At 71.1% G+C, this 14946-nt stretch carries 13 protein-coding genes; 8 read left to right on the top strand and 5 right to left on the bottom strand.

Annotated elements, in window-relative coordinates; genetic code table 11:
- Positions 1 to 47: 47 nt before the first annotated feature.
- Positions 48 to 1781 (top strand): maltose alpha-D-glucosyltransferase, encoded by a 1734-nt coding sequence (treS, locus tag AAH991_RS13505; protein WP_346226135.1) that lies wholly within the window; start codon positions 48 to 50, stop codon positions 1779 to 1781.
- 165 nt (positions 1782 to 1946) lie between these two features.
- On the top strand, positions 1947 to 2537 hold the full coding sequence (locus tag AAH991_RS13500; RefSeq protein ID WP_346226134.1) for a superoxide dismutase family protein: 591 nt from the start codon (positions 1947 to 1949) through the stop codon (positions 2535 to 2537).
- 68 nt (positions 2538 to 2605) lie between these two features.
- Here the strand turns inward: AAH991_RS13500 and AAH991_RS13495 are convergent, their stop codons facing one another.
- The 3 genes from AAH991_RS13495 to AAH991_RS13485 form a co-directional block, all read right to left on the bottom strand.
- Entirely contained in the window at positions 2606 to 4879 is a 2274-nt protein-coding gene (locus AAH991_RS13495) for an FtsX-like permease family protein (RefSeq protein ID WP_346226133.1), read from the bottom strand.
- Positions 4880 to 5095: 216 nt separating this feature from the next.
- Positions 5096 to 5845 carry an ABC transporter ATP-binding protein gene (locus AAH991_RS13490; protein WP_346226132.1) on the bottom strand — a complete coding sequence of 250 codons (750 nt, stop codon included), beginning with the start codon at positions 5843 to 5845 and terminating at the stop codon, positions 5096 to 5098.
- Positions 5842 to 6348, bottom strand: a complete 507-nt coding sequence (locus AAH991_RS13485; RefSeq protein WP_346226131.1) for a PadR family transcriptional regulator — start codon at positions 6346 to 6348, stop codon at positions 5842 to 5844. Before AAH991_RS13485 ends, AAH991_RS13490 begins: the two co-directional genes overlap by 4 nt.
- Before the next feature lie 135 nt (positions 6349 to 6483).
- Between AAH991_RS13485 and AAH991_RS13480 the strand changes: the two genes are divergently transcribed.
- The 6 genes from AAH991_RS13480 to AAH991_RS13455 all read left to right on the top strand — a co-directional run bounded on the left by AAH991_RS13480 (position 6484) and on the right by AAH991_RS13455 (position 12838).
- Positions 6484 to 7746 carry an ABC transporter substrate-binding protein gene (locus tag AAH991_RS13480; RefSeq protein WP_346226130.1) on the top strand — a complete coding sequence of 421 codons (1263 nt, stop codon included), beginning with the start codon at positions 6484 to 6486 and terminating at the stop codon, positions 7744 to 7746.
- A 2-nt stretch (positions 7747 to 7748) separates the two neighbouring features.
- The gene (locus AAH991_RS13475) at positions 7749 to 9086 is read left to right on the top strand and encodes an ABC transporter substrate-binding protein (protein ID WP_346226129.1); all 1338 of its coding nucleotides are present in this window, start codon (positions 7749 to 7751) and stop codon (positions 9084 to 9086) included.
- Between the two features lie 220 nt (positions 9087 to 9306).
- Positions 9307 to 10698: an ABC transporter permease gene (locus AAH991_RS13470; protein ID WP_428833986.1), complete on the top strand. Its 1392-nt coding sequence runs from the start codon at positions 9307 to 9309 to the stop codon at positions 10696 to 10698.
- Entirely contained in the window at positions 10695 to 11582 is an 888-nt protein-coding gene (locus AAH991_RS13465) for a carbohydrate ABC transporter permease (RefSeq protein WP_346226127.1), read from the top strand. Before AAH991_RS13470 ends, AAH991_RS13465 begins: the two co-directional genes overlap by 4 nt.
- A gap of 185 nt (positions 11583 to 11767) precedes the next feature.
- Positions 11768 to 12445 carry a uracil-DNA glycosylase gene (locus tag AAH991_RS13460; RefSeq protein ID WP_346226126.1) on the top strand — a complete coding sequence of 226 codons (678 nt, stop codon included), beginning with the start codon at positions 11768 to 11770 and terminating at the stop codon, positions 12443 to 12445.
- 24 nt (positions 12446 to 12469) lie between these two features.
- A complete protein-coding gene (locus tag AAH991_RS13455) occupies positions 12470 to 12838 on the top strand; it encodes a hypothetical protein (RefSeq protein ID WP_346226125.1) in 369 nt (122 codons plus the stop codon).
- 354 nt (positions 12839 to 13192) lie between these two features.
- Here the strand turns inward: AAH991_RS13455 and AAH991_RS13450 are convergent, their stop codons facing one another.
- Together AAH991_RS13450 and AAH991_RS13445 are read right to left on the bottom strand one after the other, a co-directional pair.
- The gene (locus tag AAH991_RS13450; RefSeq protein WP_346226124.1) at positions 13193 to 13735 is read right to left on the bottom strand and encodes an MOSC domain-containing protein; all 543 of its coding nucleotides are present in this window, start codon (positions 13733 to 13735) and stop codon (positions 13193 to 13195) included.
- A gap of 147 nt (positions 13736 to 13882) precedes the next feature.
- Positions 13883 to 14827 (bottom strand): hypothetical protein, encoded by a 945-nt coding sequence (locus AAH991_RS13445; RefSeq protein WP_346226123.1) that lies wholly within the window; start codon positions 14825 to 14827, stop codon positions 13883 to 13885.
- Positions 14828 to 14946 lie beyond the last annotated feature (119 nt).

Genomic DNA, 14946 nt, shown 5'->3' with positions numbered 1-14946 from the left:
GGGTGTGACCTGACCACGCGCCCCCTCTTATCTCAAGCGAGAACCAGATGAACGCTGCTGCGCCCTGCCCTGACCCCGTTCCGGGGCCACTCGGGGCCTCCACCGGTGATCTCCCGGAGATCACCGATTTCACCTCGCAGGACCCCCGCTGGTACAAGCGTGCGGTCTTCTACGAGGTGCTGGTCCGCGGATTCAAGGACTCCAACGGCGACGGCACCGGCGACCTGCGCGGGCTGATCGACAAGCTCGACTATCTCAAGTGGCTCGGGGTCGACTGCCTCTGGCTGCTGCCGCTCTACGAGTCCCCGCTCAAGGACGGCGGCTACGACATCTCCGACTACCTCAAGATCCTTCCGGAGTTCGGCGACCTCGGCGACTTCGTGAAGCTGATCGAGGCGGCGCACGAGCGCGGACTCCGGGTCATCACCGACCTGGTCATGAACCACACCAGCGACCAGCACCCGTGGTTCCAGGCGTCCCGCAACGACCCCGAGGGCCCGTACGGAGACTTCTACGTCTGGTCCGACGATCCGGACAAATACTCCGGCGTCCCGATCGTCTTCGTGGGCAGCGAGGAGTCGAACTGGACATACGACCCGGTGCGCAAGCAGTACTACTGGCACCGGTTCTTCCACCACCAGCCCGACCTGAACTATGACAACCCGGACGTCCAGGACGCGATGATGGAGGTCATCCGCTTCTGGCTCGACCTGGGCGTCGACGGCTTCCGGCTGGACGCGGTGCCGTACCTGTTCGAGCGCGAGGGCACCTCCTGCGCCGGGCTGCCCGAGACCCACGACTACCTCAAGAGGATCCGCGCCGAGGTGGACCGGATCTACCCCGACCGGGTGCTGCTCGCCGAGGCCAACGGCTGGCCCGAGGACGTGGTCGAGTACTTCGGCGACCCCACCGTGGGCGGCGACGAGTGCCACATGGCCTTCCACTTCCCGCTGATGCCGCGCATCTTCATGGCCGTGCGCCGGCAGAGCCGCGAGCCGATCTCCGAGATCATGTCGCGCACCCCGAAGCTGCCGGAAAGCGCCCAGTGGGGCATCTTCCTCCGCAACCACGACGAGCTGACGCTCGAGACCGTGACGGAGGAAGAGCGCGACTACATGCACGCCGAGTACGCCAAGGACCCGCGCATGCGCGCCTACCTCGGCATCCGGCGGCGCCTGGCCCCCCTGCTGGAGAACGACAGGGACCAGATCGAGCTGTTCACCGCGCTGCTGCTCAGCATGCCGGGCTCGCCGGTCATGTACTACGGCGACGAGATCGGCATGGGCGACAACATCTGGCTGGAGGACCGCGACGCGGTCCGCACGCCGATGCAGTGGACCCCGGACCGCAACGCCGGCTTCTCCGAGGCCGACCCCGGCCGGCTCTACCTGCCGGTGGTCATGGACCCGGTGTACGGCTACCAGGCCGTGAACGTCGAGGCCCAGATCAAGAGCGAGTCGTCGCTGCTGCACTTCACCCGGCGGATGCTGCAGATCAGGCGGGAGCACCCGATCTTCGGCACCGGCGACTACACCGAGCTGTGGTCGCCGAACCCGAGCGTGCTGGCCTTCCTGCGGGAGGAGGGCGACGACGTGGTCCTGTGCGTCAACAATCTGTCGCGCTTCGCCCAGCCGGTCGAGCTCGACCTGCGGCGCTTCGCCGGGGTCACGCCGGTCGAGTGCCGCGGCGGCGTCTCCTTCCCGGTGGTCGGCGACCTGCCCTACCTGCTCACGCTGCCGGGCTACGGCTTCTACTGGCTGTCCCTGCGGCCGTCGTCCTGATCAGGCCGTGCGGCGCCCCCGCCCTCGGGCCCTTCGCGGGCCCCTGGGCGGGGGCGTCGTCGCACCGGCGGCAGACTTGACGCCGTCTTGGCCCACCCATTTCGCCCGGCGTGCCTACCGTGACGTGGACGGACGGATCGCTCGCATCGGCGAGAGGGGAGCCTCATGCTCCGGCACACCTACCTGTCCCTGGCCGCCGCGTTGGTCGCGGGCGCGGCCGTCTCCGGGATCGCCGCGGCACGGACGCCGGCGGCGCCGCGCGACGTCGACGCCACCGCGACCCTCACGAACGCGCAAGGGCAGAACGTCGGGACGGTCGGCGTGGAGAACGACGAGAACGGCGGCACCGAGGTGAAGATCAGAACCACCGGCCTGCCGCCCGGGTTCCACGGCGTGCACGTCCACGACAAGGGCGTCTGCGACCCGAAGTCGACCGACCCGGCGACCGGCAGCCCCTTCTTCAGCGCGGGCGCGCATCTGGGCTCGGGCTCGCACCCCGGGCATACCGGGGATCTGCCCGATCTCCTGGTCCGCGGCGACGGCGTGGGCCGGGCCACCGCCGTCACCGACCGGTTCAGGGTGGAGGACCTGCTGAGCGGCGACGGCACCTCGATCGTCGTCCACGCCAAGCCGGACAACCAGGCGAACGTCCCCGACCGCTACAGCCGTTCGGGGACGGCCGGGCCCGACGCCGAGACGCTCAAGGCCGGCGATTCGGGCGGCCGGATCGCCTGCGGGGTCTTCAGGAGGGACTGAGCGGCACGGGCGGCCGGTGCAGATCCGCGGGCCTGCGCCACATCCGCTTCGCACACTCCGCCGTTCCTTCAGCGGGCGGTGACGGGCACCTGCGCCCGGGCCGCCCGCCGGGCCGGGATCAGCGCCACCAGCAGGGCCGCACCGATCGCGCTCACGAGGGTCGCGGCGAGCATGCCCGGCGTCGGGGCCTGGCCGATGCCCGCGCCGACGCCGCTGCCGCGGCCCTCCAGGTCGATCAGCCACCGTGAACAGGACGCCCCCGCCGCCGCTCCCAGCACGACCCCCACCGCCGCGGGCAGGCCGGTGGCGGTGACCAGCGTGGCCATCACCTGGCGGGGAGTCAGGCCCATCGCCTTGAGCACGGCCAGGTCGAGGACGTGATCGCGCAGCCCGAGCGCGCTGGCCGTCAGCAGGCTGGCCAGCCCGATCAGGGCCAGCACGGCGACCAGGGCGACGATGATCACCCGGATGACCGCCAGCCGGTCGGCCGGGTTCACGGCCTGGGCCACCTCGAGCCCCTGCCCCTGCAGCCGGGCGCGCACCTGTGCCGCGTCTGCGCCGGGCCGCAGCGCCAGGGCGTAGAACTGGGGCGGCAACGCGTCCTTGGCCGCCAGGCTGTCCACCCCGAACGACAGCACCTCGCCGTCCTGCTCCGGCTCGACCACCCGGCCCACGATCCGCACGATCAACGGGGTGCCCCCGATCGTCACGCGGACCCGGTCGCCGATCCGTACGCCGAGGAGGTCGAGCAGGCCCTGCCCGGCCACGGCCTCGCCCCGGTCGGCGAACATCCGGCCCTCCACGACCGGGAAGGGGTACGGGTCGGAGGACAGGCCGAGCGCCCTGGTCCGCACGGTCCTCGTCTGCCAGGGGACGAGCGCGTCGAGCTCGGCTCCCGGGTAGGCCGCCACCACGTCCGGATCGGCCATCGCCCGCTGGCGCGCCTCCTCCGCGGTCAGCTCGCCCGGCCGCAGGGACAGGGCCGCCGCCTGGCCCACCCTCTCGGGGTGCCGGCTGAAGTTGTCCAGGGTCGCCCAGCAGCCGAGCCCTATCGTGATCATCATCATCGGGATGGCGACGCCGCATACCGTGAGCGTGGCCGGCGTCCTGCGGGTGAAGGCGTCCCTGGCGCCGAGGACGAGCGCGGGCGGCAGCCGTACGAGCAGGGCGACCCTGGCCAGCCGGGACAGGTGCCCGCGCGGCGGCGCCGCGGGGGCGGCCGGGATCGGCGGGGTGCGCCCGCCGCGCCAGGCCGGGATCAGGACCGCGACCAGCACCGTCAGCGAGGTCCCGGCGATGATCGCCGCGAGAGGGCCGGCCGACAGCGGCACGACGACCGTCTCCCCCATGGCGTACGCCGTGATCAGGCGGGCGGCGACCACGCCGGCGGCGATGCCGAGCAGCCCGAGCGTGCCGTGCTCGGCGACGAGCATCCGGACCACCTGGCCCCGGGTGAACCCCAGCGACTTGAGCGTGGCGATGTCGCGCAGCTGGATCAGCACCCGGCCACCGGCGGCGTTGGCGAGCGCGAGCGCGGCGGCGACCAGGCCCGCGCCGCCGAACAGCGCGAGCAGCAGGCCGAGCAGGCGGTTGTCCAGCTCCATCGAGGCCCGCACCTCACGCCAGGTCGTCACCCGCTGCACCTGGTTGCGCAGCGTGAAGACGGCCCTCTGGACGACGAGGTCGGTGGCGGCGGCATCGGCCAGCCGCAGCCCGGTCACGGTCTCGGTGCGGCCCGGCGCGGGCTCGACGACGTCGAGCGTCTGCGCGAGCGTCCAGGCCAGGCCCGGGGTCCACTCCGGGTAGAAGCCCTGGTCGCCGCTCTCGGCCAGTCCGGCGACGGTCAGCGTGTGGGTCGCGCCGTTGAGTCCGGTGACGGTGAACGGGCTGCCCGGCCGCAGGCCGAGGGCCCGGGCGAACGACCGCTCGACGACCACGCCGTCCGGGGTGCGCACGTCGAGCCAGCGGCCCTCGCGCAGGAGCGGGCGGGCCACCGCGGGGAAGGCCGCCGGCGTCTCCTGCAGGGTGATCGGCACCCGCCGGCCCCGGGTGACCAGCGTGGCGGGCGCACTGCGGTACGGCCCGGCGACGTCGGTCACGCCGTGCAGCCCGCGCAGGGCGGACACGTCGGGGACGTCCTTGCTGTGGATCCAGATGTGCGCGCTGTTGCTGCGCGCGAACAGGCCGCGCCAGGGGTTGGTGCCGTCCTCCAGCAGGGTGGCCGCGACGATCAGGGCGGTGACGATGCCCGCCACGGCGAGGACCGTGAGCGCGGCCTGCCCCCGGCGCGCCCGCAGGTCCGCGCGGATCCACCGCAGCTCCGCGGTCCGCACCGTCACCACGTCACCTCCCCGCCGTGGTCGTGGAATGTGCGGCGCGGATTGGCTATGTCCTGTGATCGTGCGGCTTGCCGCGGCGAAGGGGCGCGACCCGCGACGGAGCATGCCATGATCCCGCGGTCTCCCGTGAGCCGGAGGCGGCGCGCACGGTGACCACGGTGACCACGGTGACCACGCGGACCGTCCGGGAGTTCGGGTGATTCCTGGCGGTGCACCGGGTCAGCTCCGCAGTTCCACGACGTCCCCCGCCGCTCCCGAAGGGCGCCGGCGTGACTTCGGGATGGCGCCGTCGTCGACGATCTGGCCGTCGAGCAGGCTGACGACGCGGTCGGCCATGCTCGCCACCCGGGCGTCGTGGGTGACCAGCACGATCGTCTGGCCCTGCCCGTGCACCTTGCCGAGCAGGCGGAGCACGTCACGGGTGTTGCGGCTGTCGAGGTTGCCGGTCGGCTCGTCGGCCAGCAGCAGCCGGGGCTGGTTGGCGAGCGCGCGGGCCAGCGCGACCCGCTGCTGCTCGCCGCCGCTGAGCTGCGCCGGCGACGCCTCGGCGCGGTCGGCGAGGCCGAGCTCACCGAGGAGGTACTCGCGCCGTTCCCTGGCCTGCCGGGGCGGAACGCCGCCCAGCAGCGCGGGAAGTTCGACGTTGTCGGCCACGGTCATGTTGGCGACCAGATTGAAGAACTGGAAGACGAAGCCGATCTTCTCGCGGCGGAGCACGGCCCACCCGCTCTCCGAGAGTGTGTCCGCCCGCTTGCCGTCCAGCCAGATCTCGCCGCTGGTACGGGTGTCCAGACCGCCGAGCATGTGGACCAGCGTGGACTTCCCGGACCCCGACGGGCCCATGATGGCGACGAACTCCCCGGCCTCGACCGTCAGGTCGACCCCGCGTACGGCCGGCACGGGCAGCCCGCCGGTCTGGTAGATCTTCACCAGGTTGACGGCCCGCACGACGGGGGCGTCGGCGGTCACGGCAGGTCCTCCTGGCAGCGTTCGAGCCAGTCGAGGTCGGCCTGCAGGTGGAGCATGGCCCCCTCGATGAGCAGCAGCGCGACGCGGTTGGCCGGGTCGGTGCGGTCGGCCAGCTCGCGGAGGTCTCTCATGAGCGCAAGGTAGTGCCGTCGCTGCCGGTTCACCAACGCCATGCGGTCGGACAACCCGGTCATCGGGGCCAGCACGAGCTTCATGAAGAACTCGTCGCGCACGCGGGGGCCCTCGGTGGGCTCCTCCACCCAGGTCTCCAGCGCCTCCCGGCCGGTGGCGGTGATGTAGTAGACCTTCTTGTTCGGCCGGTTGGCCTGCTCGACGTCGACCGAGCGGACGAAGCCGTCCTTCTCCAGCCGGCCCAGGGTCACGTAGATCTGCCCGATGTTGGGCGACGGGTAGGCGCCGCCGAAGATCGTTTCCAGCGCCTGTTTCAGCTCGTATCCGTGGGCAGGTTCCTTCGCAAGGAGCGCCAGCAGCGACTGCCGCACGCGCCCACCCCCAAGCCGTATCGAGCAGTTATCGGAGCGTTACGGGCTGATCCGTTGACGCTCACATTATCGCTATGCATAACATGCATGCACCTACCTAACACGTATGTAACCGGCTTTTCACGCGGAGGCCACATGGTTCGCCGAGCCGTCGTCGTCCTGGTCACCTTCCTGGTGGCCGGGTGTGCGGGGCTCGCCGACACCGGCACCCAGTCCGCTGTGGGCAGCGACGGCACCGGGCCGATCACGCTGGCGATCGGCAGGGACACCACCGCGTACCTCCGCCCGCTGCTGGACCGGTGGAACCAGGCACACCCGGACGAGCCGGTGTCGCTGCTCGAACTGCCCGAGGCGGCCGACGAGCAGCGCGCCCAGATGGTGGCCAACCTGCAGGCGCACAACGACGTCTACGACGTGCTCGCACTCGACGTGATGTGGACGGCCGAGTTCGCCGACGCCGGCTGGATCGCCCCGCTCGACCGCAGCCTGTTCCCCCTGGACAAGCTGCTCAAGGGCGTCGCGGACACCGCCATCTACCGCGACAGGCTGTGGGCCGCGCCGTACACCAGCAACGCCGGCCTGCTCTACTACCGGTCGGACATCCTGAAGAAGGAGCACCTGAAACCGCCCAGGACCTGGGCGGAGCTGCGCGAGCAGGCCACGCGCCTGAGCGCGAAGTATCACATCGGGGGATATGCCGGACAGTTCCTGCCGTACGAGGGACTGACCGTCAACTTCGCCGAGGCCGTCCAGTCGGCGGGCGGGTCGATCCTCAGCCCGGACGCCCGCACGGTCACGATGGACCTCGGCAGCGCGCGGGCCGCGCTCGGCTTCCTGGTCGGCGGCGTCAAGGAGGGGTGGATCCCCCGCGAGGCGCTGACGTACAAGGAGGAGGAGTCCCGGCTCGCCTTCCAGGAGGGGCGGCTGCTGTTCGCCCGCAACTGGCCCCACGCGTACGGGCCCGCCGCCCATTCGAAGCTGGCCGGGAAGTTCTCGGTGACCCGGCTGCCCGGCCTGAACGGGCCCGGGTCCAGCTCGCTGGGCGGTTACAACCTCGCCATCAGCGCCTTCTCCAAGCGGCAGAAGTCGGCTCTCGACTTCATCCGCTACTTCACCGGGCGGGACAACGAGCGGCTCGTGCTCACCGAGGGCTCGTTCCCCCCTGTGTGGGCGGACCTGTACGACGACCCGGAGCTCATCGAACGGTTCCCGTACCTGCCCGTGCTCAAGGAGGCCATCGTGTCGGCCCGGCCCAGGCCGGTCACCGCCGACTACAACCAGGTCAGCCTGCTGATCTCCAGCGCCGTCACCGGCGCGCTCACCCTTTCCACACCCGTAGACGAGACCGTCGCCGACCTCAAGCAGGGGCTCGGCGAGGTCATCCAGCCCGGAGGATAGATATGCGCAAACTCCCCCCGATCATGGTCGCGTGCCTCGCTCTCGCCGCCGCCGCCGCGTGCGGCAGCGACTCCGGCAGCGGCTCCGGCAGCGAGCCGGCGGCCCAGGGCAGCGCCTCGGCCGCCGCCGGCGGCGCCGCCAAGCCGCTGGAGGGCGAGAAGATCGAGATCGCCGCGAAGTGGACCGGCGACGAGCAGGCCAACTTCGAGAAGGTGCTCAAGGCGTTCGAGGAGAAGACCGGCGCCAAGGTCACCTACGCCTCCACCGGTGAGGACACCGGCGCCTACCTCGGCCCCCGCATCCAGGGCGGCAACCCTCCGGACGTCGCCATCCTGCCGCAGCCGGGCCTGGTGCAGCAGTACGCCGACGAGAACGCGCTCAAGCCGCTGTCCGCCGAGGTGCAGGCGCAGATCGACCAGAACTACACGCCGTACTGGAAGGAGCTCGGCTCGGCCAAGGGCCAGGTGTACGGCGTGCTCGTCAAGGCGGCGCACAAGTCGCTGGTCTGGTACCGCCAGTCGGCCTTCGACGACGCCGGGGCGCAGCCCGCGGCCACCTGGGACGACCTGATCAAGAACGCCCAGACGCTGTCGGACTCCGGCGTCGCGCCGTTCGCGCTCTGCGCCGCCTCCGGCTGGACGCTGACCGACCTGTTCGAGAACGTCTATCTCTCCACCGCGGGCCCGGAGAACTACGACAAGCTCGCCAAGCACGAGATCCCGTGGACCGACGCGACGGTCAAGACGGCCCTGGAGAAGATGGCGCAGATCTTCGGCAAGAAGGAGTTCATGCTCGGCGGCTCGTCCGGCGCGCTGCAGACCGACTTCCCGACCTGCGTCACCCAGGTGTACGGCCAGAAGAAGGCCGCGATGGTCATCGAGGCCGACTTCGTCGCCGCCTCCGTCGGCCAGTCGGGCGCGAAGGTCGGCGAAGAGGCGAAGGTCATGCCGTTCCCGAAGGCGGGCGACACCGCCCCGGTCGTCCTCGGCGGCGACGTCGGCGTGGCGATGAAGGACACCAAGGGCGCGCAGGCGCTGCTGGAGTACCTGGCTTCCAAGGAGGGCGGCGAGGTCTGGGCCAAGCAGCCGGGCTACCTGTCCCCCAACCGCAACGTCTCGCCCGACAACTACCCGGACGACCTGACCAAGCAGCTCGCACAGACGATCATCTCGGCCGGTGAGTCGGTGCGGTACGACATGTCCGACCTGGCGCCCAGCGCCTTCGGCGGCACCGACGGCAAGGGCGAGTGGAAGGACCTGCAGGACTTCCTCCGCAACCCCTCCGACGTGAAGGGCGCGCAGGAGAAGCTCGAGGCGGACGCCGCCAAGGCCTTCAAGTAAAGGAAGGACGGCCGTGACCGAACGGTTGGACGGCCCGCAGGCCGCCGGCGGCGGCGACTCCGCCGCCGGGGCCTCCTCCGGCCCGCGCGAAACCCCTGCAGATCCTTCCCCCGCCCCCTCGGGCTCCTCCGCCTCCTCGATCCCCTCCGGCTCGCCGGACCCGGAGACCGCCCCCTCGGGCTCCCCCGCCGCTTCGGATTCCTCCGCCGCGGAGGACCCCGTGGCGGCCGCGGACGAGCCGCCCGCGGGTCCGGCGGCGGCCGGGTACCCGACCGCGGCCCCGCCCGGCGCGGTCGCCCCGGCGGCCGCGGCGCAGGCGCCCGTACGGCTCGGCCCGTCGCCGAGGCTGGCGGTGATGTTCCTGCTGCCCGCGGTGCTGCTGCTCGCCGCGTGGGTGATCTACCCGGTCATCTACTCGATCTGGCGCAGCCTCTACGACGCCACCGGCGACCGTTTCGTCGGACTGGGCAACTACCTGTCGATCTTCACCGACTCCGCGACGCTCACCACGATCAGGAACAACATCATCTGGGTCGTGGTGGCCCCCATCATCGTCACCGCGCTCGGTCTCATCTTCGCGGTGCTGACCGAGCGGATCCGCTGGTCCACGGCGTTCAAGCTCGTGCTGTTCATGCCGATGGCCGTCTCCCTGCTCGCCGCCGGCGTCATCTTCCGCCTCGTCTACGAGCAGGACCCCGACAAGGGCGTCGCCAACGCCATCATCACCACCGTCCACGACACCTTCTCCTCCAGCGCCGGATACCCCGGCGCCCGGCCACGCGAGAACGACCAGGCGCCCGCCGTCGTCCAGGGCGGCGCGGTGGTGACCCGGCAGCAGGCGCAGCCGGGCACCCCGGTGCTGATCCCGCTCGTCGGCCTCAGCCAGGACGTGGTGAAGGACGCCGCGCCCGCCAAGGCCGCCCCGGCCGCCGGTGGCGACGGCCTGAGCGGCACGGTCTGGCTCGACGTGGTCCGCGGCGGCGGTGGCACGCTCAACCAGATCGACCAGCAGGAGAAGGGCCTGGGCGGCATCACGGTCGAGGCGGTCTCCGGCGGCGCGGTCAAGGCGACGACCGAGACGGCCGCGGACGGCACGTTCCGCTTCTCCGGCCTCCCGGCCGGCTCCTACGTCGTACGGCTGCCGCAGGACAACTTCACGGCGCCGTTCAACGGCCTGACCTGGCTCGGCCCGTCGCTGATCACCCCTGCGATCATCGGCGCGTACATCTGGGTGTGGGCCGGGTTCGCGATGGTGCTGATCGCGGCCGGGCTGTCGGCGATCCCCCGTGACGCCCTGGAGGCAGCCCGGATCGACGGCGCGACGGAGTGGCAGGTGTTCCGCCGGATCACCGTGCCGCTGCTGTCGCCGGTGCTGCTCGTCGTCTTCGTCACCATGATCATCAACGTGCTCAAGGTCTTCGACCTGGTGTTCATCATCGCCCCCGGGTCCGTGCAGCCGAACGCCAACGTCATCGCGCTGGAGATGTGGCGCGTCTCGTTCGGCGGCGGCGGCAACCAGGGCATGGGTAGCGCGTTGTCCATCTTCCTGCTCGTCCTGGTGGTGCCGTTCATGATCTTCAACATCCGCCGGTTCAGGAGGGACGAGGGATGACGACCCTGGCCGAACCCCGGCACGCGCAGCCGGTCGCCCGCGGCCTGATCACGCGGGTGACCGACCGCCTCGGCAGCGGTGTCGTGCAGGTCTTCATGATCCTGGTCGCGCTGTTCTGGCTGCTCCCGACCCTGGGTCTGCTGATCGTGTCGCTGCGCGGCGAGACCGAGAACAACTCCTCCGGCTGGTGGACGCTGTTCACCAAGCCGGCGCAGATCACGTTCGAGAACTACTCGAACCTCCTCGCGTCGGGCTTCAGCTCGTCGTTCTGGAACACGGTGCTGATCACGGTGCCCGCGACCCTGCTGGTGATCGGCATCGCGGCCATGGCGGCGTACGCGTTCGCCTGGATCGAGTTCCCCGGCAGGGACACGGTGTTCCTCGTGGTCATCGCCCTGCTGGTCGTCCCGGTGCAGATCGCGCTGATCCCCATCGCCAAGCTGTACGGATTCCTCGGGATCTTCGGCTCGATCCTCGGGGTCGTGCTGTTCCACGTGGCGTTCGGCCTGCCGTTCGCCATCTTCCTGCTGCGCAACTTCTTCGTGGGCATCCCGCGCGAGCTGCTCGAGGCGGCGCGGATGGACGGCGCGCCGGAGTGGCGGATCTTCGCCACCGTGGTGTTCCCGCTGGCCAAGCCCGCGATCGCGTCGCTCGGCATCTTCCAGTTCCTGTGGGTGTGGAACGACCTGCTCGTCGCGCTGGTGTTCGCCGACACCGACAACCAGCCGATGACGAAGGCACTCCAATCCCAGATGCGGCAGTTCGGCACGAACGTGGACATCCTCGCGCCGGGCGCGTTCCTGTCGCTCATCATCCCGCTGGTGCTGTTCTTCGCCTTCCAGCGGTATTTCGTGCAGGGCCTGCTCGCGGGCTCCGTCAAGTGACCCGACCGGAGGCCCCGGACCATCCCGGGGCCTCCGGCATCACCCCGGTCGCCATGGGAAATGTCCCGTGTGTGGCGAACCGTGCCGAGAGGACGTCGGATGCCCGCTTCACGGGGGTAAGCGGGCATCCGATCTTTCCCCCGCCGGGCCGTACGGGGACGGAAAAGCCGATAGAGTGCGCGGACATGTCAGGACGTCCGTTGCACGAACTCGTGGAAGCCGGATGGGCCGAGGCCCTCGCACCCGTGGCCGGGCGCATCGCCGCCATGGGCGACTTCCTCAGGCAGGAGATCGCGGAAGGCCGCCAGTACCTCCCGGCGGGGGAGAACGTGCTCCGCGCGTTCAAGCAGCCGCTGAACGAGGTCCGCGTGCTGATCGTCGGCCAGGACCCCTACCCCACCCCCGGTCACCCTGTCGGCCTGAGCTTCTCCGTGGCCCCGGACGTACGGCCGCTGCCGGGAAGCCTGGTCAACATCTTCAAGGAGTACACGGCCGACCTCGGCCACCCCGCGCCGACGAACGGCGACCTCACCCCGTGGACCGAGCAGGGAGTGCTCCTGCTCAACAGGGTGCTGACGGTGATGCCGGGCAAGCCCGCCTCCCACCGGGGCAAGGGGTGGGAAGAGGTGACCGAGCAGGCCATCAAGGCGCTGGTCGCGCGGGGCGGGCCGCTCGTGGCGATCCTGTGGGGCCGTGACGCCCGCAATCTGCGGCCCATGCTGGGGGACGTGCCGTGCATCGAGTCGGCCCACCCCAGCCCGTTGTCCGCGCGCAGCGGATTCTTCGGCTCCCGTCCGTTCAGCCGGGCGAACGCCCTGCTGGAGCAGCAGGGCGCGGCGCCGGTCGAGTGGAAACTGCCATAACGGCTTGCCGATAGGATCACCACCATGAGCGATGGAACGGACACCGGTCGCTATCTGCGGCTCACCGTCGACCTGGTGGTCGAGGTCCTCGATGTCGACGCGCTGCAGGCGGCGGCGCTCGCCGAGATCCGCGACCCCCAGGCCGAGCTGGACGACGCCGAGCGGCAGGAGCAGATCGAGCTGGTCAACTCCGACAAGACGGGCGCGGCGGCCCTGCAGTGGCTGATCGAGCCCGATCACGTGCTCGGCCTCGTCGAACACGTCACCGAGGTCGAGCCGCGTGAGGCGATGCTCGGCGTCGAGCCGTCGGAGGGAGTCCTCGAGGACGAGGACGACCATGACCACGACCACGACCACCACCACGACCACGACGAGCCGGGCCACATTCACTGAGGCGTGGCCGATTCACCGCGGCCGGGTCTGCTGCGGCCGGGCCGCTGTTCACCGGCTGACGCGCATCCGCTGCGGCCGGTCTGCGAAAGGGCGTCGGGCCGGCCGGCGGGCCGGGCCGGCGTGCCCTGATCGGGCGGACTACGCCCCCCTCGCGGCGTCCCGGTCGTGCTGCAGCCGCCAGGACCGGGCGGCGCACTCACCTGATACAGCGAACGCCCGCCGGACTCGCGGGCTGGACGGCGGCCATGGCCCGTACGCCGCTGCCCGGATCGTCACCGGCGTCACACGCCCGCGCCACACCCCCGAGATGACCTCGCATGGCCGACGTCTCTCTGAGCGGCCGGTCTTCGGGGCTCACACCACCTGAAGAGGGCGGTGGGGGCCGGTCGGCGGCTCGACGCGGATCGGGTCGCCGGGCCGGACCTCGCCGCCCGCGAGGACGACGCCCATGATCCCGGCCTTGCGCACCAGGTTGCCCTCCTCGTCGCGGCCCAGCACCGCCTTCAGCAGCCCGTTGCGGAAACCGTCGATCTGCAGGCAGGGGTTGCGAAGGCCGGTCACCTCGACGACGGCCGTCTCGCCGAGGTGCAACCGCGTTCCGGTGGGCAGCGCGAGCAGATCGACGCCCCTGGTGGTGACGTTCTCCCCCATGTCCCCCGCCCGTACGGCGAAGCCCGCCTCACGCAGTTCGTCGTGCAACTCCGCGTGGATGAGGTGCACCTGGCGCAGATTCGGCTGACCGGGGTCGCGGGCGACCCGCGACCGGTGCTTCACGGTCACCCCGGCGTGGGCGTCCCCCTCGACTCCCAGGCCGGTCAGCAGCCGGATCGACTCCAGCGACGTCTTGCCGAAGGTGTGGGTCGCGCTACGGCTGACCGCCGTCACCCTGCTCGTCATGGTCCCTCCTCGTGGGCCGATGGCTCCATTCCGCGCACGAGGGCGAGGAGACGGTCAAGCAGATATTCGTCATCCGGGGCCTGCTCGCTGACGCCACGGCGCGTACCGCGCGCCCGCCGGTGACTGCGCTGAGCCGGGCGGGAGCGGTCAGGACGCGAGGACCTCCTCGCGCCGTCGGGCGAGGGACTCCTGCTGGCGGGTCAGCTCACCGCAGCGGCCGGAGATCTGGTCGACCATCGCCCCGACCCACTCGGCGACCTCGCGCACCGCCTCCCCCGTACGGGCGATCCGCTGGTGCTTGATCGCATCGGTGATGATGTTGTCGAAGAAGACGTCGGCGAACCAGCGGGTGTCCACCTTCGGCAGCTGGGGCGCCGCGCTGACGCCGATGTCGGCCAGCTCGCGGGAGAACCGGTCGAGGGCCCCCTGCGCGTGCCAGGCCGCCTCGTCGGCCTGACGCAGGTGCCCGTGTTCGACCATGTCGGCGAAACCCCCGCCGTTGCTGAACATGTCCCAGGTCGAGGCGCCGCGGGCGCTGCCCAGATGCCGCAGGACGTAGCCGACCGCCTGGCCCGCGGCGGCCCCGGCCTGCTGCGCCTCCTGGTGCTCGCGCAGGTCGGCGCTCACGTTCGACAGCCGTGCGGCGATGTCGGCGAGCTCCCGGCCGCGCGGATCTCCCGACTCGACCAGCATCCGCTCCTTGCGGGCGAGCAACACCTCCAGCTCGTGGTGCGGGTTGCCGATCTCCGCGAGCGCCTGGTCCGTGGTGCGCAGGTCGCCGGTGAGCCACTCCAGGCGGGTCCGCTGGCCGGTGACCCGCTGGCGGGCCGCCGCCGCCTCGGCCCGTTCCCGCACCAGGCGCTCCTCCTTGCCCCCGGTCAGCCCCGCCAGAAAGGCGGCGAAACCGCCCTGCTCCAGCTTGGCGACGTCGCGATCCTCCTTGGCGAGCTGCCGCTCCAGGTCCGTGAGCACGCCACGGACCTCCTCGATTTGGGTCAGGAGAGTGGCACGCTGCCGGGTGAGCTGGTCCCGGCGCCTGGCGCGCTCCCGCGCGTCCCGGATCTCGTCGTCGACAGCACCGAAGAGGGTCATACTTCACAGACGTCTGATAGATAACCAAACGTTCCCTCCCAGGTCCGCGGCCCGCCGCAGCACCGGCCCACCCGTCCAGGTGGCGCGAGGCCGCGCGCCGAGGCATCCTCCCGACGCCC

Origin of the sequence: Microbispora sp. ZYX-F-249, assembly GCF_039649665.1 — a bacterium.
GTDB lineage: Bacteria > Actinomycetota > Actinomycetes > Streptosporangiales > Streptosporangiaceae > Microbispora > Microbispora maris.
Note: the sequence above shows the minus strand (reverse complement) of the source record. Positions and strands in the feature narration are given on the sequence as shown.

Bases quoted from the DNA above. Each gene is read 5' to 3' on its own strand.
- treS (WP_346226135.1), top strand. From the start codon at position 48: ATGAACGCTGCTGCGCCCTGCCCTGACCCCGTTCCGGGGCCACTCGGG.
- AAH991_RS13500 (WP_346226134.1), top strand. From the start codon at position 1,947: ATGCTCCGGCACACCTACCTGTCCCTGGCCGCCGCGTTGGTCGCGGGC.
- AAH991_RS13480 (WP_346226130.1), top strand. From the start codon at position 6,484: ATGGTTCGCCGAGCCGTCGTCGTCCTGGTCACCTTCCTGGTGGCCGGG.
- AAH991_RS13475 (WP_346226129.1), top strand. From the start codon at position 7,749: ATGCGCAAACTCCCCCCGATCATGGTCGCGTGCCTCGCTCTCGCCGCC.
- AAH991_RS13465 (WP_346226127.1), top strand. From the start codon at position 10,695: ATGACGACCCTGGCCGAACCCCGGCACGCGCAGCCGGTCGCCCGCGGC.
- AAH991_RS13460 (WP_346226126.1), top strand. From the start codon at position 11,768: ATGTCAGGACGTCCGTTGCACGAACTCGTGGAAGCCGGATGGGCCGAG.
- AAH991_RS13455 (WP_346226125.1), top strand. From the start codon at position 12,470: ATGAGCGATGGAACGGACACCGGTCGCTATCTGCGGCTCACCGTCGAC.
- AAH991_RS13450 (WP_346226124.1), bottom strand. From the start codon at position 13,735: ATGACGAGCAGGGTGACGGCGGTCAGCCGTAGCGCGACCCACACCTTC.
- AAH991_RS13445 (WP_346226123.1), bottom strand. From the start codon at position 14,827: ATGACCCTCTTCGGTGCTGTCGACGACGAGATCCGGGACGCGCGGGAG.